General features: G+C 66.9%; 24 protein-coding genes. 16 read left to right on the forward strand and 8 right to left on the reverse strand.

The window, feature by feature from the left end:
• Positions 1-17: 17 nt before the first annotated feature.
• The gene (locus tag ACVWZ8_RS09600) at positions 18-704 is read right to left on the reverse strand and encodes an ArsR/SmtB family transcription factor (RefSeq protein WP_426979564.1); all 687 of its coding nucleotides are present in this window, start codon (positions 702-704) and stop codon (positions 18-20) included.
• Positions 705-848: 144 nt separating this feature from the next.
• Here ACVWZ8_RS09600 and ACVWZ8_RS09605 point away from each other — a divergent pair, with 144 nt between their 5' ends.
• The 8 genes from ACVWZ8_RS09605 (at position 849) to egtD (ending at position 8,170) form a co-directional block, all read left to right on the forward strand.
• Positions 849-1,415: an OsmC family protein gene (locus ACVWZ8_RS09605; RefSeq protein ID WP_426979563.1), complete on the forward strand. Its 567-nt coding sequence runs from the start codon at positions 849-851 to the stop codon at positions 1,413-1,415.
• 15 nt (positions 1,416-1,430) lie between these two features.
• Positions 1,431-2,213, forward strand: coding sequence for a methyltransferase domain-containing protein (locus tag ACVWZ8_RS09610; protein WP_456504504.1), 783 nt, complete (start codon positions 1,431-1,433; stop codon positions 2,211-2,213).
• Between the two features lie 304 nt (positions 2,214-2,517).
• Positions 2,518-2,697 (forward strand): hypothetical protein, encoded by a 180-nt coding sequence (locus ACVWZ8_RS09615; RefSeq protein WP_426979561.1) that lies wholly within the window; start codon positions 2,518-2,520, stop codon positions 2,695-2,697.
• Positions 2,694-3,365, forward strand: a complete 672-nt coding sequence (locus ACVWZ8_RS09620; RefSeq protein WP_426979560.1) for a class I SAM-dependent methyltransferase — start codon at positions 2,694-2,696, stop codon at positions 3,363-3,365. Before ACVWZ8_RS09615 ends, ACVWZ8_RS09620 begins: the two co-directional genes overlap by 4 nt.
• A 484-nt stretch (positions 3,366-3,849) precedes the next feature.
• Positions 3,850-5,067 carry an ergothioneine biosynthesis glutamate--cysteine ligase EgtA gene (gene egtA / locus ACVWZ8_RS09625; protein ID WP_456505928.1) on the forward strand — a complete coding sequence of 406 codons (1,218 nt, stop codon included), beginning with the start codon at positions 3,850-3,852 and terminating at the stop codon, positions 5,065-5,067.
• Entirely contained in the window at positions 5,057-6,418 is a 1,362-nt protein-coding gene (egtB, locus tag ACVWZ8_RS09630) for an ergothioneine biosynthesis protein EgtB (protein WP_456504505.1), read from the forward strand. The genes egtA and egtB overlap by 11 nt, the downstream gene beginning before the upstream one ends.
• Before the next feature lie 4 nt (positions 6,419-6,422).
• Positions 6,423-7,187 (forward strand): ergothioneine biosynthesis protein EgtC, encoded by a 765-nt coding sequence (gene egtC, locus ACVWZ8_RS09635; RefSeq protein ID WP_456504506.1) that lies wholly within the window; start codon positions 6,423-6,425, stop codon positions 7,185-7,187.
• Positions 7,184-8,170 (forward strand): L-histidine N(alpha)-methyltransferase, encoded by a 987-nt coding sequence (gene egtD / locus ACVWZ8_RS09640; protein WP_456504507.1) that lies wholly within the window; start codon positions 7,184-7,186, stop codon positions 8,168-8,170. Before egtC ends, egtD begins: the two co-directional genes overlap by 4 nt.
• A 22-nt stretch (positions 8,171-8,192) precedes the next feature.
• On the opposite strand, the gene ACVWZ8_RS09645 is transcribed toward egtD, so the two are convergent.
• Positions 8,193-9,386, reverse strand: coding sequence for an aminotransferase class V-fold PLP-dependent enzyme (locus ACVWZ8_RS09645; protein ID WP_456504508.1), 1,194 nt, complete (start codon positions 9,384-9,386; stop codon positions 8,193-8,195).
• A 224-nt stretch (positions 9,387-9,610) separates the two neighbouring features.
• Here ACVWZ8_RS09645 and ACVWZ8_RS09650 point away from each other — a divergent pair, with 224 nt between their 5' ends.
• Both ACVWZ8_RS09650 and dcd read left to right on the forward strand, forming a co-directional pair.
• Positions 9,611-10,057: an SRPBCC family protein gene (locus tag ACVWZ8_RS09650; RefSeq protein ID WP_426979554.1), complete on the forward strand. Its 447-nt coding sequence runs from the start codon at positions 9,611-9,613 to the stop codon at positions 10,055-10,057.
• 95 nt (positions 10,058-10,152) lie between these two features.
• Entirely contained in the window at positions 10,153-10,728 is a 576-nt protein-coding gene (dcd, locus tag ACVWZ8_RS09655) for a dCTP deaminase (RefSeq protein ID WP_426979553.1), read from the forward strand.
• A gap of 115 nt (positions 10,729-10,843) precedes the next feature.
• Here the strand turns inward: dcd and ACVWZ8_RS09660 are convergent, their stop codons facing one another.
• From ACVWZ8_RS09660 to ACVWZ8_RS09685, 6 genes are all read right to left on the reverse strand, one after another.
• The gene (locus ACVWZ8_RS09660; RefSeq protein ID WP_456504078.1) at positions 10,844-12,106 is read right to left on the reverse strand and encodes an IS701 family transposase; all 1,263 of its coding nucleotides are present in this window, start codon (positions 12,104-12,106) and stop codon (positions 10,844-10,846) included.
• Between the two features lie 252 nt (positions 12,107-12,358).
• Complete coding sequence (locus tag ACVWZ8_RS09665; protein WP_456505929.1) at positions 12,359-13,729, reverse strand: IS1182 family transposase; 1,371 nt, start codon at positions 13,727-13,729, stop codon at positions 12,359-12,361.
• Positions 13,730-14,019: 290 nt separating this feature from the next.
• Positions 14,020-15,282 (reverse strand): IS701 family transposase, encoded by a 1,263-nt coding sequence (locus ACVWZ8_RS09670; protein ID WP_456504078.1) that lies wholly within the window; start codon positions 15,280-15,282, stop codon positions 14,020-14,022.
• A gap of 84 nt (positions 15,283-15,366) precedes the next feature.
• Positions 15,367-16,563 carry a cation:proton antiporter gene (locus tag ACVWZ8_RS09675; protein ID WP_456504509.1) on the reverse strand — a complete coding sequence of 399 codons (1,197 nt, stop codon included), beginning with the start codon at positions 16,561-16,563 and terminating at the stop codon, positions 15,367-15,369.
• Positions 16,564-16,568: 5 nt separating this feature from the next.
• A complete protein-coding gene (locus ACVWZ8_RS09680; protein ID WP_426979551.1) occupies positions 16,569-17,051 on the reverse strand; it encodes a cation:proton antiporter regulatory subunit in 483 nt (160 codons plus the stop codon).
• A 39-nt stretch (positions 17,052-17,090) separates the two neighbouring features.
• A complete protein-coding gene (locus tag ACVWZ8_RS09685; protein WP_426979550.1) occupies positions 17,091-18,494 on the reverse strand; it encodes an MFS transporter in 1,404 nt (467 codons plus the stop codon).
• A 150-nt stretch (positions 18,495-18,644) separates the two neighbouring features.
• Between ACVWZ8_RS09685 and ACVWZ8_RS09690 the strand changes: the two genes are divergently transcribed.
• The 6 genes from ACVWZ8_RS09690 to mnhG are packed head-to-tail and all read left to right on the forward strand — an operon-like array spanning position 18,645 to position 25,178.
• Positions 18,645-21,710, forward strand: a complete 3,066-nt coding sequence (locus ACVWZ8_RS09690; RefSeq protein ID WP_456504510.1) for a Na+/H+ antiporter subunit A — start codon at positions 18,645-18,647, stop codon at positions 21,708-21,710.
• Complete coding sequence (locus ACVWZ8_RS09695; RefSeq protein WP_426979548.1) at positions 21,707-22,300, forward strand: Na(+)/H(+) antiporter subunit C; 594 nt, start codon at positions 21,707-21,709, stop codon at positions 22,298-22,300. Before ACVWZ8_RS09690 ends, ACVWZ8_RS09695 begins: the two co-directional genes overlap by 4 nt.
• The gene (locus ACVWZ8_RS09700) at positions 22,297-23,949 is read left to right on the forward strand and encodes a Na+/H+ antiporter subunit D (protein ID WP_456504511.1); all 1,653 of its coding nucleotides are present in this window, start codon (positions 22,297-22,299) and stop codon (positions 23,947-23,949) included. Before ACVWZ8_RS09695 ends, ACVWZ8_RS09700 begins: the two co-directional genes overlap by 4 nt.
• Positions 23,946-24,491 carry a Na+/H+ antiporter subunit E gene (locus tag ACVWZ8_RS09705; RefSeq protein ID WP_426979546.1) on the forward strand — a complete coding sequence of 182 codons (546 nt, stop codon included), beginning with the start codon at positions 23,946-23,948 and terminating at the stop codon, positions 24,489-24,491. The genes ACVWZ8_RS09700 and ACVWZ8_RS09705 overlap by 4 nt, the downstream gene beginning before the upstream one ends.
• Positions 24,488-24,766 carry a monovalent cation/H+ antiporter complex subunit F gene (locus ACVWZ8_RS09710; protein ID WP_456504512.1) on the forward strand — a complete coding sequence of 93 codons (279 nt, stop codon included), beginning with the start codon at positions 24,488-24,490 and terminating at the stop codon, positions 24,764-24,766. The genes ACVWZ8_RS09705 and ACVWZ8_RS09710 overlap by 4 nt, the downstream gene beginning before the upstream one ends.
• A complete protein-coding gene (gene mnhG / locus ACVWZ8_RS09715; RefSeq protein ID WP_456504513.1) occupies positions 24,756-25,178 on the forward strand; it encodes a monovalent cation/H(+) antiporter subunit G in 423 nt (140 codons plus the stop codon). The genes ACVWZ8_RS09710 and mnhG overlap by 11 nt, the downstream gene beginning before the upstream one ends.
• Positions 25,179-25,226 lie beyond the last annotated feature (48 nt).

Consider the following 25,226-nt stretch of genomic DNA (forward strand, 5'->3'; position numbering starts at 1 on the left):
TTGAATTCTGAACGTCATCACTTGCCCGCAGGCGTGCTTGACGCAGGTGTCGCCACCGGCAGGCCCGCCGCTTCCCACTCGGGATACCCGTCCTCGAGCCTGACGGCGGGGATGCCGTGCCGGCGCAACGTCCTCACGGCGTCGTCGGCGAACACGCAGTACGGGCCACGGCAGTAGGCGGCGACGGTGTGGCCATCCGGAAGCTCCCGCAGCCGCTCCGCCAGCTCCTTCACCGGGACCGAGACCGCGCCCGCGATATGCCCGGACCGGAATTCAGGCTCGGGCCGGACGTCGAGCACGACGATGTCGCCTCCGGCCATCCGGTCCCTCAGCTCGGTCCGGGTCAGGGTGCTCAGCGCCGACCGGTCTCCGAGGTACGCGGCCGCGAGCTCGTTGAGCTTTGCCACATGATCCGAAGCCACAAGGCGGACGGCCGCCCAGAGCTGGGCCACCCCGGGCCCGCTGAGGCGGTAGTAGATCCGGGTGCCGTCCCGGCGCGAAAGCACCAGCCCGGACCGCAGCAGGTGCTGGAGGTGCTGCGAAGTGTTGGCGACGCTTTGCCCGATCTCCTCCGCGATCTCGTCCACAGCGCGTTCGCCCTGGGCGAGAACGTCCACGATCTCGGCCCGGCGGCCGCTGCCCAGCACCTTGGCCACGGAGGCGAGTGCGTCGAACAATGCGTCCTTTGCTGCCCTGTCACCCATATGCTTTCCCCTCGCTGCGATTGAATTCAAGTAGGTACTTGACAAGATACAGGGTCCGAGTGTGCTATTCAAGTATTCAAGCATTTGCTTGAGCGACCTATCCGGGATGAATGCCCGGGTACTACCGGAAAGAGGCGCAGTGCAATGGGTACCACAGCTACCGTCCGCAACGGCATCGACGTCGACCGTCTGCTGGAGACGATCAAGGCGATCGAATCAGATCCCGTACAGGGCAGCTTCATCTTCAGTGCCACCAGCACCTGGAGCGAAGGCACGCACAACGTCGGGCAGATCCACGGATTCACCCACGCCGGTGTTCACGACACCGGCCGGAGCCAGAGCTTTACGCTGGAGGGGGATGAGCCTCCCGTGCTCCTGGGAAACAATGCGGGCCCCAATGCTGTCGAGCTTCTCCTGCAGGCTCTGGGCTTTTGCTACGCGGTCGGCTATGTCGCGAATGCGTCGGCCCAGGGCATCGAGATCGCCTCATTGCAGATGCAGGTTGAAGGGGACCTCGATGTCGGGAAGTTCCTGGGGCTCGCAGGCCCGCGGCCGGGCTTCACGGCGATCCGTGCGCTGGCGCGCGTCTCGAGCCCGAACGCCACCGTTGAGCAACTGAAGTCACTATGCCAGTACGTCCAGGACAGCTCGCCGGTGCGTGACTGCCTGGCCAACCCGGTCCCGGTCGAAACCACCCTCGAAATCGTTTGAAGCGCCGGCAACGACATGAGCACACCATCCGAGGCCGCAACCATCGACCGCGCCGAGCTTGAGACCAAAGTCAAGCAGATCTACCGGGCGGTCGCCCAGAACCCCGCCGGCCACTACCACTTCCCCATGGGGCGCAGCCTCGCCGAACGGCTGGGCTACCCTCTCGCGTTGTTCGACCTGATCCCCGCCGGGGCCATCGAGTCCTTCGCCGGCGTCGGATACAACTTCGATCTGGCAGACCTGAACCAGGGCGAAGAAGTCCTTGACTTGGGCTCCGGCTCCGGAATGGACGCCTTCGTCGCAGCCGTCAAGGTGGGCCCCAGCGGGCGGGTGGTCGGCCTGGACATGACCGAGGAGCAGAACGCGAAGGCCGAAGGCCTCCGGAAATCGGCGGACTTCCCCCAGGTCACGTTCACCCAGGGCCACATCGAAGAACTCCCCTTCACGGATGCAAGCTTCGACTGCGTCATCTCGAACGGCGTCATCAACCTCTCCCCGGACAAATCAGCGGTCTTCCGTGAAGCGGCACGCGTTCTGCGCCCCGGCGGACGCCTGGCCATCACCGACATCGTCACCGAAAGGCAACTTACCCCACAGATCGTCTGCAATGCCGACCTGTGGGCCGCCTGCATCGGCGGCGCCGCCCAGACCGATACCTACCAACAGGCGATCACTGACAGCGGGTTCGTCCTTGAACAACTGCGGAGGAACCCGTACGAATTCCTGTCCGACAGCGCCCGCGCCGCGGCCGCGAAATACGGTGTCATGAGCGTCTCATTCCTCGCACGGGTCAGCTGAACACCCAGACGGCGGACCCATGCCACAACCAGCAAACCAATCCCGCCTCTACCGGAGCCTCGAGGGTGAGCGAGCGGATAAGTCCTGCCTCAGGCCGGTGCCGGCGTCAACAACGTTCATCGCTGCCGAACCGCCGGCATCACCAGCACCCGGGGCGGCATGGGCGCCTGGAGCGCCGCCGGCGAACCCGTCCCCTAACACCGCCACCGCCCTCACACACGGGGGCCGCCATTGACGGCCACGGGCTGGGCCGACACTGTAGTAACTGGGCCAGCGCCCCGCACACCGAGCCTAGGAGAACGACATGCCCTGCGGAGACCGCCGGACCGTCCACACCCCACCCCACGAGGCGGTCGCACAGGCGCGTGCTGCCCCGGCCAGGGAAGAACCCGGGATCCTGACCGGCCCGGAAATGGCCGGCATCGCCAACGACTCCGGCCTCCGCGTCGCGCCGCCCTCCAACACCGCGGATGCCCCGCGATGACCGGCCAGGACCCGGAGGGCCCCGCGGAACTGCAGCACCCCCGATTCGCGCGTACCTACGCCCGGGCGGTCGCCGGGATGAACCGCCGCGGCGGCACCGATCACCGGCGCAGCCTGCTTGCCGGCCTGCACGGACGTGTCATCGAAATCGGCGCCGGTGACGGCTCCACGTTCGAGCTCTACCCCGATGCGGTCACGGACGTCCTGGCCGTGGAACCCGATGACTACCTCAGACGCCTGGCCCAGGGCAGGGTGGCGTCCGCCCCCGTTCCCGTCCGGGTCGTCGCGGGAGCCGCCGAACGGATCCCGGCCGCCGACGCCAGCGCCGACGCTGTCGTCACCAGCCTCGTCCTGTGCAGCGTCGCCGACCAGGCCACCGTCCTGGCCGAAATCCAAAGGGTTCTGCGGCCCGGCGGAACGCTGGCCTTCTACGAACACGTCCGCTCCGGCCACCGCTTCCTCGCCGCTGCCCAAGACCTGCTGACCCCCGCCTGGCAGCGCATGGCCGGCGGCTGCCACCCCAATCGGGACACCCTGCAGGCCATCACCGCCGCCGGATTCCGCGTCCAGGACCGCCAGCGGTTCGGCTTCTCCGTCCACCGGCTGGTACCACCGGTCACCCACATCCTCGGTCACGCTATCAGCCCCGGCCCGGACCCCAGCCACTAACCACACCCGCCGCCGGACGACAGATCGGGCGACGGCGGGCTAAGCATCGTCGTCCTTCCACAAAAGAGGACGAATTTACCTGCTATTCATTCGTTCTTTCTGGGTCATCGCCCCACGCAAATCGCCCGGGAAAAGACGGCCGCGCCAATGCCGCCGAGTTCGAAGGGCTGAGAGCGAACTTCACGCCGACCCATCCATCCGGGGATCTGAATCTGCCGCTGTGGTTCCGGTGTGAAATCGCCTCTCCGTGGGTTTTGTGTGGCGGTTTTGAAGGCTGAGTTCACCGGCGAGGAGACCGTTCCGCCGCCGCTTTAGCACTGATGACATCAGGCTGGGGCGTTGACAAGGCAGAAAGTGGGCTGTTTAGCTTGCCGCTTGAAGACAACCGCCGCGGAAGGAATGGTGTGGCGTGAACTCTGCATTGCAGCCCGGGCGTGACATCCGTCCGCTCTCCGAGTCCGATGCCGAGGTGTATGTTGCCTCCGTGTGCTTTAAGACTGGCCCGCCGGGTGCTGCCGGGGTGGAGGTCGAGCGATTGGTCCACGACGTCTCGAATCCTCAGTTTCCGGTTCCGGTTGCACGGGTCAGCGACGCCATGGCGTCATCGGAGGGACCGCTGCCCGGCGGGGGAGTGATCACCTTTGAGCCGGGCGGTCAGCTGGAGGTAAGCTCAGCCTGCGCGCCTGGTCTACCCGCTCTCGTCACGGCGACCCGCGCAGACCTTGCAGCCGTTGAGACCTTACTGGCGGCCGCCGGCCTTTGCTTCGGCCAGGTGGCTCTGGACCCTGGTCGGCCACCCGTGAGGTCATTGGATCATCCACGGTATGCCGCCATGGAGCAACATTTCGACCGCTTCGGCCCCGCCGGACGAACGATGATGTGTTCCACGGCTTCTCTGCAGATTTCACTGGATGCCGGATTCGACAATCCCGGGTCCAGCGGCGCAGCGCAACGTTGGGCGCGGCTGAACAATCTCCTGCCGGTCCTCGTTGCAATGTTCGCCAATTCCCCTTTCCTTCACGGCGTCCCCAGCGGCTGGTACAGCAACCGGCAGCGTATCTGGCTGACCATGGACCCTACCCGGACCGCCACAGTCCCAGCCGCGGTGGACCCGCGCCTGGCCTGGGCACGGTACGCGCTCGATGCGCTGGTGCTGTGCATCCCCTCGGAGGGGGCTTCCTGGAAAGCGCCGCGCGGGCTGACGATGCGGAACTGGCTGCGCGGGGAAGGACCAAGGCCCGCCACGCTGGGTGACCTGGAATACCACCTGACAACCCTGTTCCCGCCTGTCCGGCCACGGGGGTTCATGGAGATCAGGGTGATCGACGCACAGGCAGGCAGTGATTGGGAGCCGGTCACGGCCATGGTAACCGCACTCATGGACGACGAACACGCAGCCGACCTCGCCGCAGAGGCCTGCGCCCCGGTTGCTTCCCTGTCCGATCCGATCAGGACCGCCGCCCGTCACGCGCTGGCGGATCCCTTGCTCGCCTCGGCGGCCCTCGGCTGCGCCGAGGCCGCGCTGATGGCATTGCCCCGTTTGGGGGCCGACGCCGCCACGCGCACACGGGCGCAAGATTTCGTTGACCGCTATACGGCGCGGGGTCGGTGCCCTGCGGAGGAGCGACTGGACCGCTGGCAACGTACTGGCAGTTATTTTGGTCCGTCAGAGTACGAGGAGGATCGCGAAAATGCCAGATAACCTTCCCGGAGCCGATACCGCCCCAGACACTCTCAGGGCCTTCATCGCCGACGGACTGGAAAGGGCCCGGAATCGCACGCACGCGCTGACCGAGTGCGACAACGAGGATCTGCTGAAGCAGCACTCACCGCTGATGTCACCGCTGGTCTGGGACTTGGCGCATGTCGGCAGCCAGGAGGAACTCTGGCTGGTGCGCGACGTCGGCAAAATGGAGCCGCTGCGGTGCGACATCGACCAGATGTACGACGCGTTCCAGCATCCGCGAAGCAGCCGGCCCTCGCTGCCGTTGCTCTCGCCGGAGGAGTCTCGAAAGTACATTGCCCAGGTCCGTGCCAAAGTGCTCGATATCCTGGACCGGACCCCTTTGGAAGGCGCGCCGCTGGTGGATCGGGGCTTCGCCTTCGGAATGATCATCCAGCACGAGCAGCAGCACGACGAGACGATGCTGGCCACGCACCAGCTCCGCGTCGGCATGCCGGTCCTGCAGGCCCGGACCTTGGCGGAGGCTGTGTTGGCCACGGACCGGCCCACGGACCGGCACTCTACGGCGAAGGAGGTGCTGGTCCCGGCCGGGCCGTTCATGATGGGGACCTCGGTGGAGCCGTGGGCACTGGACAACGAACGTCCAGCCCATAAGGTGGATGTGCCTGACTACTTGATCGACACCATTCCGGTGACCAACGGTGCCTACCGGTGTTTCATCGACGACGGCGGCTACCGAAACCCTCGCTGGTGGACCGCCCAGGGTTGGAACCACGTGAGGGAAGCCGGGTTGGTGGCGCCCAAGTACTGGGAACGCGACGGTGACCGCTGGATCCGGACCAGGTTCGGCGTCGTTGAATCGGTGCCGGAAGATGAGCCGGTGCAGCACGTGTGCTGGTTTGAAGCGGACGCGTACGCCCGCTGGGCCGGGCGCCGGCTTCCCACCGAGGCAGAGTGGGAGAAGGCAGCGCGCTATGACCCCCGGTCCGGGTGTTCGCGGCGCTACCCGTGGGGAGATGAAGATCCTGCAGCCCATCACGCGAACCTGGGCGGATCAGCCCTCCGGCCTTCGCCCGCAGGCTCCTATCCGGCCGGAGCATCACCGCTGGGGGTCCGGCAGCTCATCGGTGATGTCTGGGAATGGGTCGCCAGTGACTTCCGCCCCTACCCCGGATTCAACGCGTTCCCGTATCAGGAATACAGCGAAGTGTTTTTCGGGTCCGACTACAAGGTGTTGCGCGGAGGCTCCTGGGCGGCGGACCCAGCCGCGTGCCGGGGGACCTTCCGGAATTGGGACTACCCGGTCCGACGGCAAATCTTTGCCGGATTCCGCACGGCGCGCGACGCCACACTGGCCGAGGTCCGTTAGCTCCATGTGTCGTCATCTCGCCTATATCGGGTCCCCGATGCCGCTGGCGGAGCTGCTGCTTACCCCCGACCATGGGCTTTTGACGCAGTCCTGGGCACCCAGACGTCAGCGGAACGGGACAGTAAACGCTGACGGTTTCGGCGTCGGATGGTACGCCCCGGGGGATCCCCTACCTGCCCGTTACCGCCGCGCCATCCCCATCTGGGCGGACAGGTCCTTCGCCGACATCGCCAGGGTTACCACCAGCGGCGCCGTCCTCGCGGCCGTCCGATCCGCGACATCAGGGATGACGCAGGATGAGTCAGCCGCCGCCCCCTATACGCACGGCCCCTGGCTCTTCAGCCACAACGGCCGCGTCGAGGGCTGGCCGGATGCATTGGAGGGTCTGGCCGCCTCACTTCCGCCCGCCCGTCTGCTGGCACTTGAAGCCCAGGTCGACTCCGCCCTGCTCTGGGCACTCGTCCTGGAACGGCTGGCCGCGGGGGACTCCGCCGGGGATGCGCTGACGCACGTGGTCAGCAATGTCGCTGCCATCACCGGCGGCAGACTGAACTTTCTACTCACCGACGGCACGGGCATCGCGGCCACGGCCGCCGGGGATTCCCTTTTTTGGCGAGCCGGCCCCGGGAGTGTCGTGGTGGCCAGTGAACCCTTCGACGACGGCCCCGGCTGGCATGAGGTGCCGGACAACTGCCTTCTGACCGCCACCGCCGGCCACGTCGACATACGTCCGATTCCCAACCTCACGAAGGAACAGGTGGCCCCATGAACCGCTCCGCCGATCGCCCTGACATCATTCATCACCTGCCTCCGGACCACCTGGGGCGCAGCCTGCGCGCCGATGTGCGCGCAGGGCTCACCGCGTCGCCGAAAACGCTGCCGCCCAAGTGGTTCTATGACAAGCTGGGCAGCGAACTGTTTGAGCGCATCACAGACCTGCCGGAGTACTACCCGACACGGGCCGAACGTGAGGTGCTGGAGCTCTACGCAGCAGAGATGGCGGCCGCGAGCCCTGCGGAGACGCTGATCGAGCTCGGGTCCGGATCTTCCCGGAAGACCCCGCTGCTGCTCAACGCCCTGAGAGAAGCGGGATCTCTTCGCCGGTACGTTGCCGTGGATGTCAGCGACAGCGCACTGCTGGATGCCCGAAACGAATTGGCTCCTGCCTTTCCCGACCTTGAACTGCAGGCCGTGGCAGCGGATTTCGAGACCCAGCTGCACCTGCTGCCGCGAGCGGGACGCCGCATGGTCGCGTTCCTGGGCGGCACCATCGGTAATTTTGAGCCGGCGGCCAGGGCCCGTTTTCTCGCCAACGTCCGCGAGCTGCTCGGCTGCGAGGGTGGTTCGCTGCTTCTTGGCACGGATCTGGTGAAGTCACCGCGTGTCCTTGTTCCGGCCTACGCCGACGCGGAGGGGGTCACGGCCGACTTTAACCGGAACGTGCTGCGCGTGCTCAATACCGAGCTGGGCGCCGATTTCGACGTGATGGCTTTTGAGCATGTGGCGGTGTGGATGCCCCAGGAGGAGTGGATCGAGATGCGGCTGCGGGCCAGCAGGCCAATGCTGGTGCGCCTGCCGGGGGTGGACATGGACGTCCGGTTCCGCGAGGGGGAAGAACTGCGAACGGAGATTTCGGCCAAGTTCCGCCTTGAGGGCGTGGTCGAAGAGATGGAGGCAGCGGGGTTCTCCGCCGCCGGGCAGTGGACCGATCGGCAGAACCGTTACGCGATGACCCTGGCCGAAGCCATCTAGGACGGGCGGTGGACGGATGCCGTCACTTATCCCCTGACCGAAGGACGCCGACGAGTCGCTGAATCTCGGTCTCGGTGTTGTAGTAGTGCACCGAGGCCCGCACCATCATTTCCGGCCCTTGTCGTGTCCCCGTGAGGACGGAGTCGACCGCGGAGGAGGTCAGGGGTGCCACGGAGACATTGATCCGGTGGCCCGCCAGCCGGGTCCTGATGTTCCTGGCCTCGCTTCCCCTCACCGAAAAGGTGACGATGCCGCATCGGGTGATCCCGCGGTCGTGGACAGTGACCGCGGGAACCGCCGCCAGTTCGGACCGCAACTGCTCCGCGAGCCCGACAACACGCTCCTGCACAGCGTCCAGGCCCAGTGCCAGGGCGTACTCGGCGGCCCGACCCAGGCCCAGCCTTCCGGCGGCACTGGTCTCCCAGCTCTCGAAACGCCGGGCATCGCCACGAACTTCAAAGCCCGCGGCACCGGTCGGAGCGGCGGAATGCCCGTCCAGCATGGCCGGCTCAAGCCGTTCCAGGACCGAGGCGCGCACATAGAGGAACGCGGTGCCGCGCGGTCCGCGCAGAAACTTCCGTCCCGTTCCAGCCAGCACGTCGCAGCCCAATGACTGCACGTCCAACGGCATCTGGCCCACGGACTGGCATGCGTCGAGCACAAACATCACCCCAGCAGCGCGGCAGCGTCTGCCCACGTCCGCCGCCGGATTTACCAGTCCGTTGGCCATGGGCACATGTGTCAGGGCGACCATGGCCACGTTTCCGCGCTCAAGCTCTCGCTGCAGGTGCTCCACGTCTACTTGCCCGTGCGGATCGTCGTCGAGCACCACAATCTCCAGATCGTTCCGACATGCAAGCTGCCGCAGCGCAATGACGTTGCCGGCATACTCGGTGCGGCCGATCAGCAGCCGCGTCCGGGGGACAAAGGGGAAACTGTACACCGCCATCGCCCAGGCGCGGCTGCCGTTCTCGGCCAGGGCTATCTCGTTCGGCTCCGCCCCGATCAGCCGCGCCACCGAGGAGTACACGTTCTCCAGCCGATCAGCAGCCTCCTCCGCCGCTTCATAGCCGCCGATCTCCTCCTCACGGCGTAAATGACCCACCACCGTGTCCATCACAGGACTGGGGACCAGCGAACTTCCCGCATTGTTCAGATGGGTCACGCTCAGGACACCACGGGTCTGCCGGCGCACCGCTTCGACATCAATTGACATAAACCACATCCTGCCCCAACTGGGCCGGGAAAGTGATCCCAGCCCCGGCAGCAGGGACGCCCTGGTCCCGAGATGAAGGCACAGCCCGTGGAGCCCTGTAACTCTTCGATAAAGGCCCGCCCCGTAACCGTGCGAGGCTGGCCTTGCTGTCTATCCTGAAAGGGTTAGCTGCAGTTCCGGGGAAGCGGGCTACGCCTTCAGCCGTCCGCCGAGCAAGGATTTCCGTGGCATTCGCAGAGTACGACGTCGTCATCCAGAGCGACGCAATGAGCGTTTACAACTTCCTCGTGGACGCCCGGAATCTCCCGCGCTGGCGTGCCGGAATCCGCAGCATCGAGCTGGAATCCGGGGCCCAGGGGGCCAAGGGGGCAATCTACCGGCAGACCCTTACCGGACCGGGCGGCCGGCCCGTCGCCGGTGATTTCGAGATCATCGAAGCCCGGCCGGGGGCAGAGATCCAGTACCAGGTCATCGTCGGCCCAGACCGCCCGCGCGGCGGCTACTACCTGAGTACGGAAGGTCCGCGCACGCGGGTACGCTTCGCCCTGGAGTGCGAGCCGAAAGGGATCCTGGCCCGGCTCGGGTTCCCGTCCCGACGGGCGATGAAGGCTGAGGTCTGCCAGCTGGAGCGGCTCAAGACGGTGCTGGAAGACATGCCGCACTCAGAATAGAGGCGCCGGTACCCGCCGGTAGCACTGGCCGTAACAGTCGCCCCACACAACCCGGCCTGCGGTCAGCCCGCAGTGAGTACGGTATTTTTGATCCTGTGCTGATCTCAGACCGCGACATTCGTGCCGAAATAGACTCCCAGCGGATTGTTCTGGAGCCGTTCGACCCTGCCATGGTTCAGCCATCGTCGGTGGACGTCCGGATCGACAAGTTCTTCCGTCTCTTCGACAACCACAAATACGCCCACATCGATCCGGCGGAGGAACAGCCTGAGCTGACCCGCCTCGTCGAGGTCGAGTCCGGCGAGCCGTTCATTCTGCACCCGGGGGAGTTTGTCCTGGGCTCGACCTACGAAACCGTGTCATTGCCGGACGATGTCGCCGCCCGGCTGGAAGGCAAGTCGTCCCTGGGCCGGCTGGGCTTGCTCACGCACTCCACCGCGGGCTTCATCGACCCCGGATTCTCCGGCCATGTCACCCTGGAGCTGTCCAATATGGCGACGCTGCCCATCAAGCTGTGGCCGGGGATGAAGATCGGCCAGCTGTGCTTCTTCCGGCTCTCCTCGGCAGCCGAGCACCCTTACGGCTCGGGCGAGTACGGCAACCGGTACCAGGGCCAGCGTGGCCCCACGGCAAGCCGCAGCCACCTGAATTTCCACCGCACGGACCTCTAGGGCCGGCCGGCCCTAGTAGTACTTAGTTAGGTTGGAGCTCGCGGTTGGCAGTAGGGGCAGTAGCCGGTCCGGACGGCGACGAGGTGTTGGAGCTCGCGGAGGATGCCGTAGAGACTCAGGCTGCCCCAGGCGCTTTTGGGCGTGTCAGGCGCAGCGTGGTGATGAAGAGGTGGGCGGCGGTGACGAGGGTGGCGTGGTGGTGCCAGCCCAGCCAGGTGCGGCCTTCGAAGTGGTCGAGGCCGAGACCGGTCTTCAGTTCGCGGTAGTCGTGCTCGATGCGCCACCGGATTTTGGCGATCCGGACGAGTTCCTTCAGCGGTGTCGTCTCCGGCAAGGTGGAGAGCCAGTAGTCGGTGGGCGCGGGTGCGCCTTTGGGCCATTCGGCGAGCAGCCACTCGGCGGGGAGGGAACCGTCCTCGGCGCGGGGGATATCGCGGTTGGCTGCCCGGACCCGCAGTGCGATGAACCTGGAGGTCATCGACGCGGGTTTGTTGCTGGTGGTGGACTTGGTGCCGTGCCGCCAGGTGACCTGATGTAGCTTCCGGCGGCCGGCGTCCATGACGAGGTCTTTGAGTGACTTTGGGGCGTCCAGGTATCGGCGCTGGTTTGAGCGGGGGCCTTTGCCGGCGTACTCGGCCACGCCGATGGCTGCGTCTTGGAGGTGCGCGGTCGTCGAGTGCTTGACGGCGACCATGTAGGGGATCGTTCGTTCGCTGAGCCCGGACCGGAACGCGGTGATCTCGCCATAGCCGGCGTCCCCGACCATGATCGGGGGCCGGTACCCCCAGGCGCCGAGTTCGTCGATCATTTCCAGCGCCATCGCCCACTTCGTACGATGGCGTTGCATCTCGGGGATCTGCGCCTTGGCCCGGCGGGCGGCGATCATTTCGGCGTGGGCGTTCGTGTCTGCGGACGTGTCATCCCAGGCTTCCGGCACATAGAGCCGCCAGTCCAGCGGGCAGGACGCCTGGTCGGTGGCCGCGTGGATGCTGACGGCGATCTGGCAGTTGCCGATCTTGCCCAGGGTGCCCGAATACTGCCGGGCAACGCACGGCGAGGAGCCGCCGTCCTTCTTGAAACCGGTATCGTCAACCACCCACGCGTCGGGGCCGATCACCTCGACGGCCTTGCGCACCAGGACCCGGCGGACCGGCTCGAGCTTCCACGGCGAGGACGAGACGAACTGCTGCAGCTGCTGGTAATCGACCCCGAGCCGGCCGCCCATCGGCTGCATCGATTTCCGCCGCCCGTCCAGCATCAGACCGTGCAGATACAGGTTCCCCTTGTTCCGCTGATCCTTACGCGGAAGCGACGCGAACACATCCTGAACGAACGCTTCCAGTTCCGCTTTGGTCTCGGCAAGCTCATCCGGTTTCATGCCTCGAAAATTAACAGGATCGGTCAGGGATTAAAAGCCGCCACGCCGACCTAACTAAGTACTACTAGGTGCATGAGTCGGTAGTGGTTTGACGGTTTCGCAGGCTTGCACCACGGCGGCCGGTGGCCGGTCTCCTTTTTCTGGAAAAAAGGGGGCGGGCCTCTGGCATTTTGCCGGCGGGAGACCTGGAGTGGCTCCTGCGGCCCGGGGTTCGGTTCTGCAGGTCTGATCCCGGGGCACCCCCGGGGGTGTTCAGGCGGGTTGGGCCCTGTGGCTGAAGAGTTTGAGCAGGTTGTGGCAGCCGGCCATCAGCTTCCACTCCCCGGATGCTTTCTCGAGTCCGCGCAAGAGGACGTGTTTGCCTTGCCGGGTGTGGATCTGTCCGAAGACCGGTTCCACGATGGCTTTGCGCCGTGCGTAGACCGCCCGGCCCTTCTTCGTTTTCAGTTTCCGGGCCATTCGCTCGGCCGGGGTGGCGTTTGCCGGGATCCTGCCCCTGGGTGATTCGGGGACCGGGCGTCCGTGTTTCATCCGCCTGGTGGAGATGAAGAACTCCGTGGTTCCACTGGCTTCAAGGTCTTTGACGTGTTCGAGGTTCGCCGCCGAGCAATACCCGGCGTCGGCGCTCCACTTCCCGGGCATGGCCTTCAGGGTCTCTTGGGCGTTCTGAACCATCGGGACCAGTTGCTGCACGTCCACCGCGGTGTTGTTCAACTCCGTGGCCACGATGACCTGGTGATCTTTATCAACGACGGCCTGCCCGTTGTAGCAGTAGTGGTAGGAACCGTCCGCGGTCTTCATGATCCGGGCGTCAGGGTCGGTAAAGTTGCGTTGCGCCGTCGGTTTTGGTTCCGCCGCCGACGCGGCCGCTTCGCCCTTGCCGGAGACATCCTCGTCATCGTCCCCACGGTCCCGGGCCTTCGCCTGGGCCTCACGGCGGGCCTTCTCCGCGGCTTCGGCTTCGAGGGATTCCCGGGCGGCGGCCATCGCGGCGGCGCGCCGGGCCCGGTTTGCCAGTTCGACGGGCAGCTCATCGCCGCGTTTGCCCGGCCCGAAGCGGGCGTCCTCGGCCGCGTCCACGGTCTTGGCCTCCGCCATCAGGTCGCTGATCTCATCGGCCAACACCTTTTGCTTCTCCGTCAGCCGGGAATAGCTCATGGCCTTGTGCCGGGAGGCGTTGGCCCGCACCTTCGTCCCGTCCAGTGCCACATGGCCCAACGAGACCATGCCCGCGGCCCGGCAGAGCTCCAGCGCCTGCAGGAACACGTTGGCCAACGCCGCGAGGTGGCGTTCGCGGAACCGGGCGATGGACCGGAAATCCGGGGCCTGCTGGGCGGCCAGCCAGCGGAACGCGACCACGTCCGTGCAGGCCTTTTCCAGTTCCCGCGAGGACCGCACCCCGACGCAATACCCGTACAGCACGATCCGCAGCATCAACCGCGGATCATACGGCGGCTGGCCCTTGGCCTTGGCATAGGAGGCATAGAAGCGGGTCAGATCCAGTTCCCCGTCCACAAGCTCGCCAATAAACCGCGCCAGATGGCCCTGGGGCAACCACTCATCCAGCGACGGCGGGACCAGCATCACCGCTCCGGGCTCGAACGCCTTGAAACGCTTCTTCATCCCGCCGTTGGCATCCATCGGCACAACGGTGGGCTGCTCGACCCGCTCCACGACCGACTCGTCGAACAAACCATCCTGCGCGGAAGAACCGGTATCCATGCCCCCGATTCTCCCAGCCACCAAAGCCAGGGCCTCGTAAATCCGCCGGCGTTTTAAAAACCGGCGCCCTCATAACTGACCCACGCACCTAGTAGTACTTAGTTAGGTTGGAGCTCGCGGTTGGCAGTAGGGGCAGTAGCCGGTCCGGACGGCGACGAGGTGTTGGAGCTCGCGGAGGATGCCGTAGAGACTCAGGCTGCCCCAGGCGCTTTTGGGCGTGTCAGGCGCAGCGTGGTGATGAAGAGGTGGGCGGCGGTGACGAGGGTGGCGTGGTGGTGCCAGCCCAGCCAGGTGCGGCCTTCGAAGTGGTCGAGGCCGAGACCGGTCTTCAGTTCGCGGTAGTCGTGCTCGATGCGCCACCGGATTTTGGCGATCCGGACGAGTTCCTTCAGCGGTGTCGTCTCCGGCAAGGTGGAGAGCCAGTAGTCGGTGGGCGCGGGTGCGCCTTTGGGCCATTCGGCGAGCAGCCACTCGGCGGGGAGGGAACCGTCCTCGGCGCGGGGGATATCGCGGTTGGCTGCCCGGACCCGCAGTGCGATGAACCTGGAGGTCATCGACGCGGGTTTGTTGCTGGTGGTGGACTTGGTGCCGTGCCGCCAGGTGACCTGATGTAGCTTCCGGCGGCCGGCGTCCATGACGAGGTCTTTGAGTGACTTTGGGGCGTCCAGGTATCGGCGCTGGTTTGAGCGGGGGCCTTTGCCGGCGTACTCGGCCACGCCGATGGCTGCGTCTTGGAGGTGCGCGGTCGTCGAGTGCTTGACGGCGACCATGTAGGGGATCGTTCGTTCGCTGAGCCCGGACCGGAACGCGGTGATCTCGCCATAGCCGGCGTCCCCGACCATGATCGGGGGCCGGTACCCCCAGGCGCCGAGTTCGTCGATCATTTCCAGCGCCATCGCCCACTTCGTACGATGGCGTTGCATCTCGGGGATCTGCGCCTTGGCCCGGCGGGCGGCGATCATTTCGGCGTGGGCGTTCGTGTCTGCGGACGTGTCATCCCAGGCTTCCGGCACATAGAGCCGCCAGTCCAGCGGGCAGGACGCCTGGTCGGTGGCCGCGTGGATGCTGACGGCGATCTGGCAGTTGCCGATCTTGCCCAGGGTGCCCGAATACTGCCGGGCAACGCACGGCGAGGAGCCGCCGTCCTTCTTGAAACCGGTATCGTCAACCACCCACGCGTCGGGGCCGATCACCTCGACGGCCTTGCGCACCAGGACCCGGCGGACCGGCTCGAGCTTCCACGGCGAGGACGAGACGAACTGCTGCAGCTGCTGGTAATCGACCCCGAGCCGGCCGCCCATCGGCTGCATCGATTTCCGCCGCCCGTCCAGCATCAGACCGTGCAGATACAGGTTCCCCTTGTTCCGCTGATCCTTACGCGGAAGCGACGCGAACACATCCTGAACGAACGCTTCCAGTTCCGCTTTGGTCTCGGCAAGCTCATCCGGTTTCATGCCTCGAAAATTAACAGGATCGGTCAGGGATTAAAAGCCGCCACGCCGACCTAACTAAGTACTACTAGAGGTCCGTGCCTGCTGCTAGAGTCCCTCGGCCGTGCGCACAGCCTGCGGTTTCGCCGGACGGCGGAACATTGCGACGACTGGTTCCACGAATTTTGCCGCGAGCGGGCCCGTGATGGCCATGATCAGCACGTAGGCCGTGGCGAGGGCCGCGAGCTCCTGCGGGACCACGCCGGAGGCGACGGCCAGGCCCGCGATGACGATCGAGAACTCGCCGCGGGCGATCAGCGCGGCGCCGGCGCGGAAGCGGCCAGGCAGCCCGATCCCGGCCCGCTTCGCCGCCCAGATTCCGGTGATCATCTTGGTGGCCGCCGTGACGAGTGCCAGCAGAAGCGCCCAGCCGAGCACCGGCGGGATGGTCGCGGGGTCCGTGTTGAGGCCGAAAACCACGAAGAAGATGGCCGCGAAGAGGTCCCGCAGCGGCTCCAGGATCCGGGTGGCGCTGTGCGCGGTGGCGCCGGAAATGGCAATGCCCAGCATGAAGGCGCCCACGGCGGCGGACACCTGCATGGCGGCGGCGAGCCCGGCCACGAGGAGGGCGGCCCCGAGCAGGTTGAGCAGGAAAACCTCTGAGTTCTCGCTGTGCACCGCCTTGGATACATGGTGGCCGTGCCGCAGGGCCACGATCAGCACCACGGTGACGACCGCAAGCGATATCCCCACGGTCTGCAGGCCCACAACGAAGCTGACACCGGCCAGGGTCGCCGTCAGGACCGGCAGATAGACGGCCATGGCGAGGTCCTCAAACACGAGGATCGAGAGCACTGCCGGGGTCTCGCGGTTGCCGATCCGGCCCAGGTCGGTGATTACCTTGGCCGCGATGCCGGAGGAGGAGATATACGTGACCCCGCCCATCACCATGGCCCCCACCAGCCCCCAGCCCAGCATCACCGCCAGCCCGGCGCCGGGGAGGAAGTTCAGGACCAGGTCAAGGACGCCGGCCTGCCAGGACCGCCGCAGCCCTGTGACAAGCTCCGCCGCCGTATATTCCAGACCGAGCATAAGCAGCAACAGGATCACGCCGATCTCGCTGGAGAGATGTGCAAACTCGTGCATGCCTTCGAGCTTGACGAGGCCTCCAGCCCCGAAGAACAGCCCGCCCACCAAATAGAGCGGGATGGGGGACATCCCGATCCGCCCGGCCAGCCTCGCCAGCAGGCCGAGGCAGAAGACGAGGGCCCCCAGCTCGATCAGGGTCAGTGCGAGCGGATCCATGCAGCTTATCCGTTGCGCAGGATGCTGGCCGCTGTATCCAGGCCTTCTTGCGTTCCCACCGCAACGAGCAGGTCACCGGGGTGCAGGACGACGTCGGGCCCGGGTGAAGGGAGCACCTCGCCTTCGCGCATGATGGCCACGATCGAGACGCCGCTGCGGGTCCGGATGCAGGCCTTGCCCATGGGCTGGTTGTGGAAGGGCGACTCCCCGCCAATGGAGAACTGCCGGGTGACGATTCCGGGGATTTCCCGGTGTTCTTCCGAAAGCTGCATGGCCAGGCGTTGTCCGCCCAGGAGGTTGCCCAGCGCGGCGGCCTCGTCGGCGGTCAGCGGGATGGACGCCTGGCAGGTGTCCGGATCGTCCCAGGTGGAGACGATCAGTTCGGTCTGGCCTTCACGGTATTCCACGACGCCGATCCGGCGCCCCGAGGCGGTCATGAAGTCCTTGCGCCGGCCGAGGCCGGGGAGGTCTGTCTCATCCACGTTCATGCTCCCAGCCTAGTGCGCAGCGGGGATTTTCGGGCGGCTTCAGGCGCGGGGCACCACGGCGCTTTCCGGCGTGCCCGGCGGCTTGACCGGCAGCAGGACCAGCAGCCCGGCCAGCAGCACCACCATGATGCCGAGGATGCCCCAGCGCTGCGCTTCGCCCGGAGCCACGAGCGGGGCGGCGACGGTGATGCAGAGGGTGAAGAGGGCGGGGGCGAGGAAGCTGACGGCACGGCCCGTGGTGGCATACAGGCCGAACAGCTCGCCGGACTCACCGTGCGGGGCGAGCCGGGCCAGGTAGGCGCGGGAGGAGGACTGCGCCGGCCCTACGAAGAGGCACAGGAACAGCCCGAAGATCCAGAAGGTGGTTGTCCCGGCCCAGTCCATGCCGAGAAAGGAATAGTTGCCGTTGCCGAGCACCAGGATCATCGAGCCGGCGATCAGCAGTCCGGTCAGCGAGCCGATGATGACCGCCTTCGGCCCCACCCTGTCGTCGAGGAAACCGCCCAGGACGGCGCCCGCGGCAGCCACGACGTTGCCGAAGATGGCGAAGAAGATGACCTCCTTGAGGGCGAACCCGAAGGTGCCGGCTGCAATGATCCCGCCGAAGGTGAAGACTGCCGCCAGCCCGTCACGGAAGACGGCGCTCGCCAGCAGGAAGTAGATCGTGTGCGGACTGGTCTTGTAGATTGCCCGAATGCGCCGGACCAGCAGGCCGTATGACGCCAGGAGCCCCAGCCCGGCTCCGTGCTTGGTCCTGGCCGGCTCCGGCACGGCGAACAGCACCGGGAGAGCGAAGATGAAGAACCACAGGGCCGAGAACACGGCCACCAGGCGGATGTTCAGGCTGTCGGCGGTGGACGCGCCGAACCAGTCAAAGCTGGGCTGGACGAACAACTGGAGCACAATCAGCAGGGCCGCAATGCCGCCGAGGTAGCCCATGCCCCAGCCGAAACCGCTCACCTTGCCAATGTTCCGGGGGGTGGAAACCTGGGCGAGCATGGCGTTGTAGTTGACGCCGGCGAACTCGAAAAACACGTTGCCCAATGCAATCAGCGTCACGCCAAGCAGCAGGAACTCCGGCCGCGGGAAGACGAAGAAGCACAGGCCCGTCAGGAGCGCGACGGCGGCCGTGTTGACCCCCAGCCACAGCTTGCGCCGGCCCCCCGCATCCGAGCGCTGCCCGGTGACCGGTGCCAGCAGGGCGATGGCCGCGCCGGCGATGGCCAGCGCTCCGCCGAGGACCGCGGAGGCCTGGTCCTCTCCGCCGAAGGCATTGGAGGTCAGGTAGACGGTGAAGACGAAGGTGGTCATGACGGCGTTGAAGGCTGCCGATCCCCAGTCCCAGGCCGCCCACGCCAGCACGCGGCCCTTGTGCGGGATCTGGCTACCGGATTCCAGTTCCGAGGCAGGGCGCATGGCCTCGGGGGCAGCAGCGGAGTTCATAGCGTGAATAGTATCCGCAGCCAACACGGCGACGGGCACTCCGGGTGAAAGAATTTGTGCACGCTTGGTAAACTGTCCGGACCGAACCTAACGAATGACCGTCTGCTCCAACTTTTTGACAATCGAATTCCTGACGTTGCGGAGATACCAGTGATCACAGTCCTTGCCGTGCACTTTGCGGTGGCTGCTGTGGCGCCCTTGCTCTTCCGGAGGTTCGGCAGGAACTCGTTCTACGCCCTCGCGGCCGTGCCGGCAGCGTCGTTCATCTGGCTCATCCTGCAGCACGGCGCCGTCTATCCGGACACCGGCACCCTGCACGCCGCCGGTACGGCCGAGGTGCTGCCGTGGATCCCGGGGCTGCAGCTTGAGCTCGCCTTCCGGATGGACGCCCTGGCCTGGGTCATGTCGCTGCTGATCCTCGGCGTCGGGGCGCTCGTGCTCGTCTACTGTGCCCGGTACTTCAAGGACAAGGACGAGTACCTCGGCGGCTTCGGCGCACAGCTGCTGGCGTTCGCCGGCGCCATGTTCGGGCTGGTCGCCGCGGACGATCTGCTCCTGATGTTTGTCTTCTGGGAACTGACCACCGTGCTGTCCTACCTGCTGATCGGTTACGCCCGCACCCGGCTGTCGGCCCGCCGCTCGGCCCTGCAGGCCCTGATGGTGACCACCGCCGGCGGGCTGGCGATGCTGGTGGGCCTGATCATGCTGGGCGTCAGCGCGGGGACGTACCGGATTTCGGCCATCCTGGAGCAGGCCCCGGCGCTGGTCACGGGACCGGACGGGGCGGCCGTCGGCGCCGCCGTCGTCCTCATCCTGATCGGTGCGATCACCAAATCGGCCCTCGTCCCCTTCCATTTCTGGCTCCCCGGCGCCATGGCGGCCCCGACGCCCGTCAGCGCCTACCTGCACGCCGCAGCGATGGTGAAAGCCGGCATCTACCTCGTGGCGCGGCTCGCCCCGGGCTTCGCGGAAACCGCGTTCTGGCTGCCCGTGGTGCTGGGACTGGGCCTGGCCACCATGCTCGTCGGCGGCTACCGCGCACTCCGCCAGACGGACATCAAGCTCATCCTCGCCTACGGCACCGTCAGCCAGCTCGGCTTCCTGACCATGGTGGTGGGACTAGGAAAGCCCGATGCCGCCCTCGCCGGCCTGGCCCTGCTCCTGGCTCACGGGCTTTTCAAGGGGACGCTCTTCCTCGTAGTGGGCATCATCGACCACCAGGCCGGAACCCGCGACATCCGCAAGCTTTCCGGTGTCTACGGCTCCGCCCGGGCGCTGGCCGTCGTCGCCGCGATCGGTGCGGCCTCGATGGCCGGCATCCCGCCGCTGGCCGGCTTCGTGGCCAAGGAATCCGTCTTCGAGGCCTTCGTCCACTACGGAAGCGGCCCCGCCGCGGGCCCGTGGGGACCGGTGCTGCTGACCGGACTGGTCCTCGGCCCCATCCTCACCTTCGCCTACAGCGCCCGCTTCATGTGGGGAGCCTTCGCCGTCAAGCCCGGCGTGGAGACCACCCCGTTCAAGCCGATCAAGCCGGCGTTCCTCGCCGCCCCGGCCGGCCTGAGCCTGCTGACCATCGTCTACGGGGTGTGGCCGGACCCGGTGGACGGCTGGATCCAGCCCTACGCCGCCCTCTTCCCGGGCGGGCCAGCGGACGACACCGGATCCGCAGCCGGCGCGGTCGGCGCAGCCGGTCATCTCTCGCTGTGGCACGGCTTCACCCCGGCACTGGCACTGACCGCCATTACCTTCGCGCTCGGCCTGGCCATGTTTTACGGCCGCAACGCCGTGTCGCGTCTGCAGAGTCTGGTCCCCGGCTGGATCGACGGCGACCGCAGCTACCAGTCGGCCGTCGGGGCCCTCGACGACGCCGCCGTCTGGGTCACCGGACGGACCCAGCGTGGTTCGCTGTTCTTCTACCTGTCCGTCATCCTCACCGTGGCATTCGTCCTCCCGCTCACGGCGCTGTTGATGGCCGGGAAGCCGCTGCCCGGCGACCTCTACTTCATTGATCCGAACTCTCCGCTGCAGCTCGTGGTGGGCACCGGCATCGTGATCGGGGCGCTGGCCGCGGTGCGCGCCAACAAGCGCTTCCTGGCAGTGCTGATGGTGTCCGTCACGGGCTACGGCATCGCCCTGATGTTCGCGCTGCAGGGCGCCCCGGACCTCGCCCTGACCCAGATGCTGGTGGAGACCATCATCCTGGTCGCGTTTGTGCTGGCCATGCGGAGCCTGCCCGCCGAACTGCGGGACCGCACCGGCGGGAAATACCGGGTCATCCGCGTCATCATCGGCGCCGCCTTCGGCATCACGATGGTCTTCGTCGCCATCTACGCGCTGGGCGCCCGCGTGGCCGAACCGGTCTCGCTTGAATTCCCGAGACTGGCCTACGAAGGCGGCGGAGGGCTCAACATTGTCAACGTGACCCTCGTGGACATCCGGGCCTGGGACACTTTCGGCGAGATTTCCGTGCTGGCCCTGGCGGCCACCGGGGTTGCCAGCCTCATCTTCGTCCGCGGCCGCGGGGACGGCCTCCGGCCCGCGTCCACCGTCGCTGAGGGGACCGTGGGCCGCCGGAAGCCCGGCCGCGGCGCCGGGCGGGGCAACACCCGCGACAACGCCGCCCTGGCCATGAGCCGCCGCTTTGCCGCCTCAAGCCGCGACGAGTGGCTCGTGGCGGGGCGGACCCTGGCACCGGAACGGCGCTCGATCATCTTCGAGGTTGTCACCCGGATGATCTTCCACTCCATGATCGTGTTCTCGGTCTACCTGCTCCTGGCCGGCCACAACCTGCCCGGCGGAGGCTTCGCAGGCGGCCTCACCGCGGGCCTGGCCCTGACCATGCGCTACCTCGCCGGCGGCCGGTACGAGCTGCGCGAAGCAACCCCCGTCAGCGCCGGCGCCCTGCTGGGGATCGGACTCGCCACGGCCGCTGCCTCCGGGGTGGCACCCCTGCTGCTCGGCGGCCAGGTGTTCCAGAGCGCCATCATCGAACTCTGGCTGCCGGTCTTCGGGGACATCAAATTCGTCACCTCCACCCTCTTCGACATCGGCGTCTACACGGTGGTCGTGGGCCTGGCACTGGACGTGCTCCGCAGCCTCGGCGCGGAAATCGACGAGCACTTCGAAGAGCATCCGGCAGAACCGTCCGACGACCAGGAAGCCGGCGGGGCCCCGGACCAAGCGGCCGCCGAAGCCACTGCCAGGGGGAGGGCATGAGCGTCAACCTGACCCTGCTGACGGTCATGGGTGCGCTGTACGCCTGCGGCATCTACCTGATCCTGGAGCGCAGCCTCACCCGGGTGCTCCTGGGCCTCATGCTGCTGGCGAACGCCACCAACCTGTTGATCCTCGCCACCGGCGGCTACGCCGGGCTGGCGCCGATGTTCAGCAGGGACACCGCGCCTCGGGACTACAACGACCCGCTGCCGCAGGCGCTGATCCTGACCTCGATCGTGATCTCCTTTGCGGTCACGGCGTTCATGCTCGGCATCATCTACCGCACCTGGGTGCTGGCCCGCCAGGACGAAATCCAGGACGACGCCGAGGACCGCCGCGTCGCCGAGACGCCCAGCTTCGACGCCGAGGATGACTCCGTGATCCCGGTCGAGACCTCCGAATTCCCGCTCACCATGATCGGTTCGGACGGTGGCGGGATCTCCGACACCCCCGGAAGCAACGCTGCCGGGACCGGCGCCGCCACCGTCCAGGTGGCCGACCGCAAGCTCAACGCCGAAAACACGGCCGCGGAAGAACAGCCCGGCTCGCTCAACGTGACCCCACCAGTCCCGGAAGGAGGCGATAAGTGAACATCGCCAGTTTCGCCCCGCTCGCCGTCGTACTTCCCATCCTGGGCGCCGCCCTGACCTTCCTGCTGATCCGGCACTCGCGGGCCCAGCGGGCCGTCAGCATCTCGCTGCTGTCCCTGACGCTGCTGCTCGAATGCCTGCTGCTCGCGTCCGTCTGGGAGGGCGGCACCGCGGCGGTCAACCTCGGCGGCTGGCTCCCGCCCTGGGGCATCGTGATGGTGGTGGACCAGTTCTCCTCGCTGATGCTGGTGGTCTCCTCCGCCGTGAGCCTCGCCGTGCTGGTCTACGCCACCGGTCAGGGCATGGCCGACGGCGATCAGGACGCCCCCGTCTCGATCTTCCACCCGACCTACCTGATCCTGGTGGCCGGGGTCTCCAACGCCTTCCTGTCCGGGGATCTGTTCAATCTCTATGTGGGCTTCGAGATCCTCCTGACCGCCAGCTACGTGCTGATGACGCTGGGCGGGACGGGGCCGCGGATCCGGGCCGGCGTGACCTACGTGGTGGTCTCGGTGGTGTCCTCGGTGCTCTTCCTGATCGCGATCGCCATGATCTACGGCGCCACCGGAACCATCAACATGGCCGACCTTGCCGTCAAGCTCGCCGACGTGGACCAGGGCACGCGGAACCTGCTGCACGTCATGCTGCTCGTCGCGTTCGGGATCAAGGCCGCGGTCTTCCCGCTGTCCTTCTGGCTTCCGGACTCCTACCCGACGGCCCCCGCCCCGGTCACGGCAGTGTTCGCCGGGCTGCTGACCAAGGTGGGCGTATACGCAATGGTGCGCACCGAGACGCTGCTCTTCCCGGGGGACACCTTCAATTCCCCGCTGATGGTCGCCGCCTTGCTGACCATGGTGGTGGGAATTTTGGGCGCCCTGGCCCAGAGCGACATCAAGAGACTGCTGTCCTTCACCCTGGTGAGCCACATCGGCTACATGGTGTTCGGGCTGGCAATGTCCTCGGTGGCCGGCCTGGGCGCGGCCGTCTTCTACGTAGCCCACCACATCACCATCCAGACCAGCCTGTTCCTGGTGACAGGCCTGATTGAGCGCCGGGGCGGGAGCTCCTCCATGGACCGAGTCGCCGGCCTGGCCAAGCTCTCCCCGGTGCTGGCCGTGCTGTTCTTCGTTCCCGCCATGAACCTGGCGGGAATCCCCCCGTTGTCCGGCTTCCTGGCCAAGCTGGGGCTCCTGCAGGCCGGCGTGCAGCTGGGCACCCCGCTGGCCTACGCCCTGGTGGTCGGGGGAGTGCTGACCAGCCTGCTGACCCTGCTGGCGGTCGCGCGGGTCTGGAACCGCGCGTTCTGGCGCAAACCCGAGGACGCCGAACACCCTGACCCTGTGCTCCTGGCCGCCCCGGAGGACTCGGCCACCGGGCACCGCGCGGGGAAACGCAACGTCACCCTGTTGCCGCGGACCATGGTGGGCTCCACCCTGGGCCTGGTGATCTTCGGCGTCGCGCTGACCGTCTTCGCCGGGCCGCTGTTCAAGGTGGCGGATCAGTCCGCCGCGGAGATGCTGGACCGCACCGCCTACATCCGGGCCGTCCTCGGCGGGGACACGCCGGTTCCGGCCCTGGCACAGCCCGCCCAGCAGCCCGCCCAGCAGCAGGGCGCCCAGCAGCCTGCCCAGCAGGGCGTGCAGAAATGAGCCGGAAGCGGATCTCACTGCGGCAGGAACTCCCGCTGCTGGTCTGGCTCGTGATTGTCTGGGGCGCCCTCTGGCAGGACTTCAGCCCGGGCAACCTGCTTTTCGGCGCCCTCGTCGCCGTGGTCGTGGCCAGGCTGTTCTACCTGCCGCCGGTGGAGCTGGGCGGGCGCTTCAACGGGCTCCTCGCCATCCCCTTTGCCCTGACCTTTCTGGTCAAAGTCGTGGCAGCGAGCTTCCAGGTCCTCTACCTTGCCGTGGCCAAGGGCCCCAAGGTGATCAGCGCCGTCGTCGCCGTCCCGCTGCGGAGCCACTCGGACCTGCTGGTGACCGCCACCGGGCACGTGATCTCGCTGATCCCCGGCTCGCTCGTGGTGGAGGTGGACAGGTCCACGTCCACGCTCTACATCCACGGCGTGAACGTCCGCAACGCCGAGGACGCCGCCAAGCTCCGCAAGGAAGTCCGCGACACCGAGGCCGGGCTGATCCGGATCATGGGCACCAAGGACGAACTGTCCGCCCTCAACCAGGAGGTGGGCGCATGATGCCGCTTGTCCTGACCGTGACCGCCGTGGTGCTGTCCCTGGCCGCCGCGGGGGCGATCATCCGGATCGCGAGGGGCCCTTCGCTGCTGGACCGGGTGCTCGCCGCCGACGTGCTGCTGGCCATTCTGGGTGCGGCGCTGTGCATCGACATGGCGGTGAACCGGCACCTCAACAACCTCATGCTGCTTGTCGCCGTGTCCATCATCGGGTTCATCGGCTCGGTGACCGTGGCCCGGTTCGTCGCCGACCGGCGGGGGCATGCCCGTGAATCCTGAGACGTTCTCCGGCGATACCGTGATCGACGCCGTCTCTGCCGCGTTCATGGTGGTCGGCGCGCTGATGTCCCTCGGCGCGGCCGTGGGCCTGCTGCGCTTCCCCGATCTGATGAGCAGGATCCACGCGGCCACGAAGCCGCAGGTGCTCGGCCTGTTCCTGCTGCTCTGCGCGGTGGGCCTGCAGATGCGCACCTGGTGGGTGTGGCCGGTGCTCGTGGTGGCCTGGATCTTCCAGCTGCTCACCGTGCCGGTGTCCGCCCACATGGTGGGCCGGGCCGGTTACCGCACCAAGCACCTCCATCCGGAGCTGCTCAGTGCCGATGAGCTGGAGGCCGTGGTGCAGCAGGCCGCGGGCAAGAGCGGTTTCGACGACGACTCAGCCGACGACGGCGGCGGCCGGAACCGCCGGTGACCTGGACCGAAGGCGGTGGCCGGGGCCGCCGGTGACCGGTGCTAGACG

This window comes from Arthrobacter sp. UYCu723 (genome assembly GCF_054059215.1).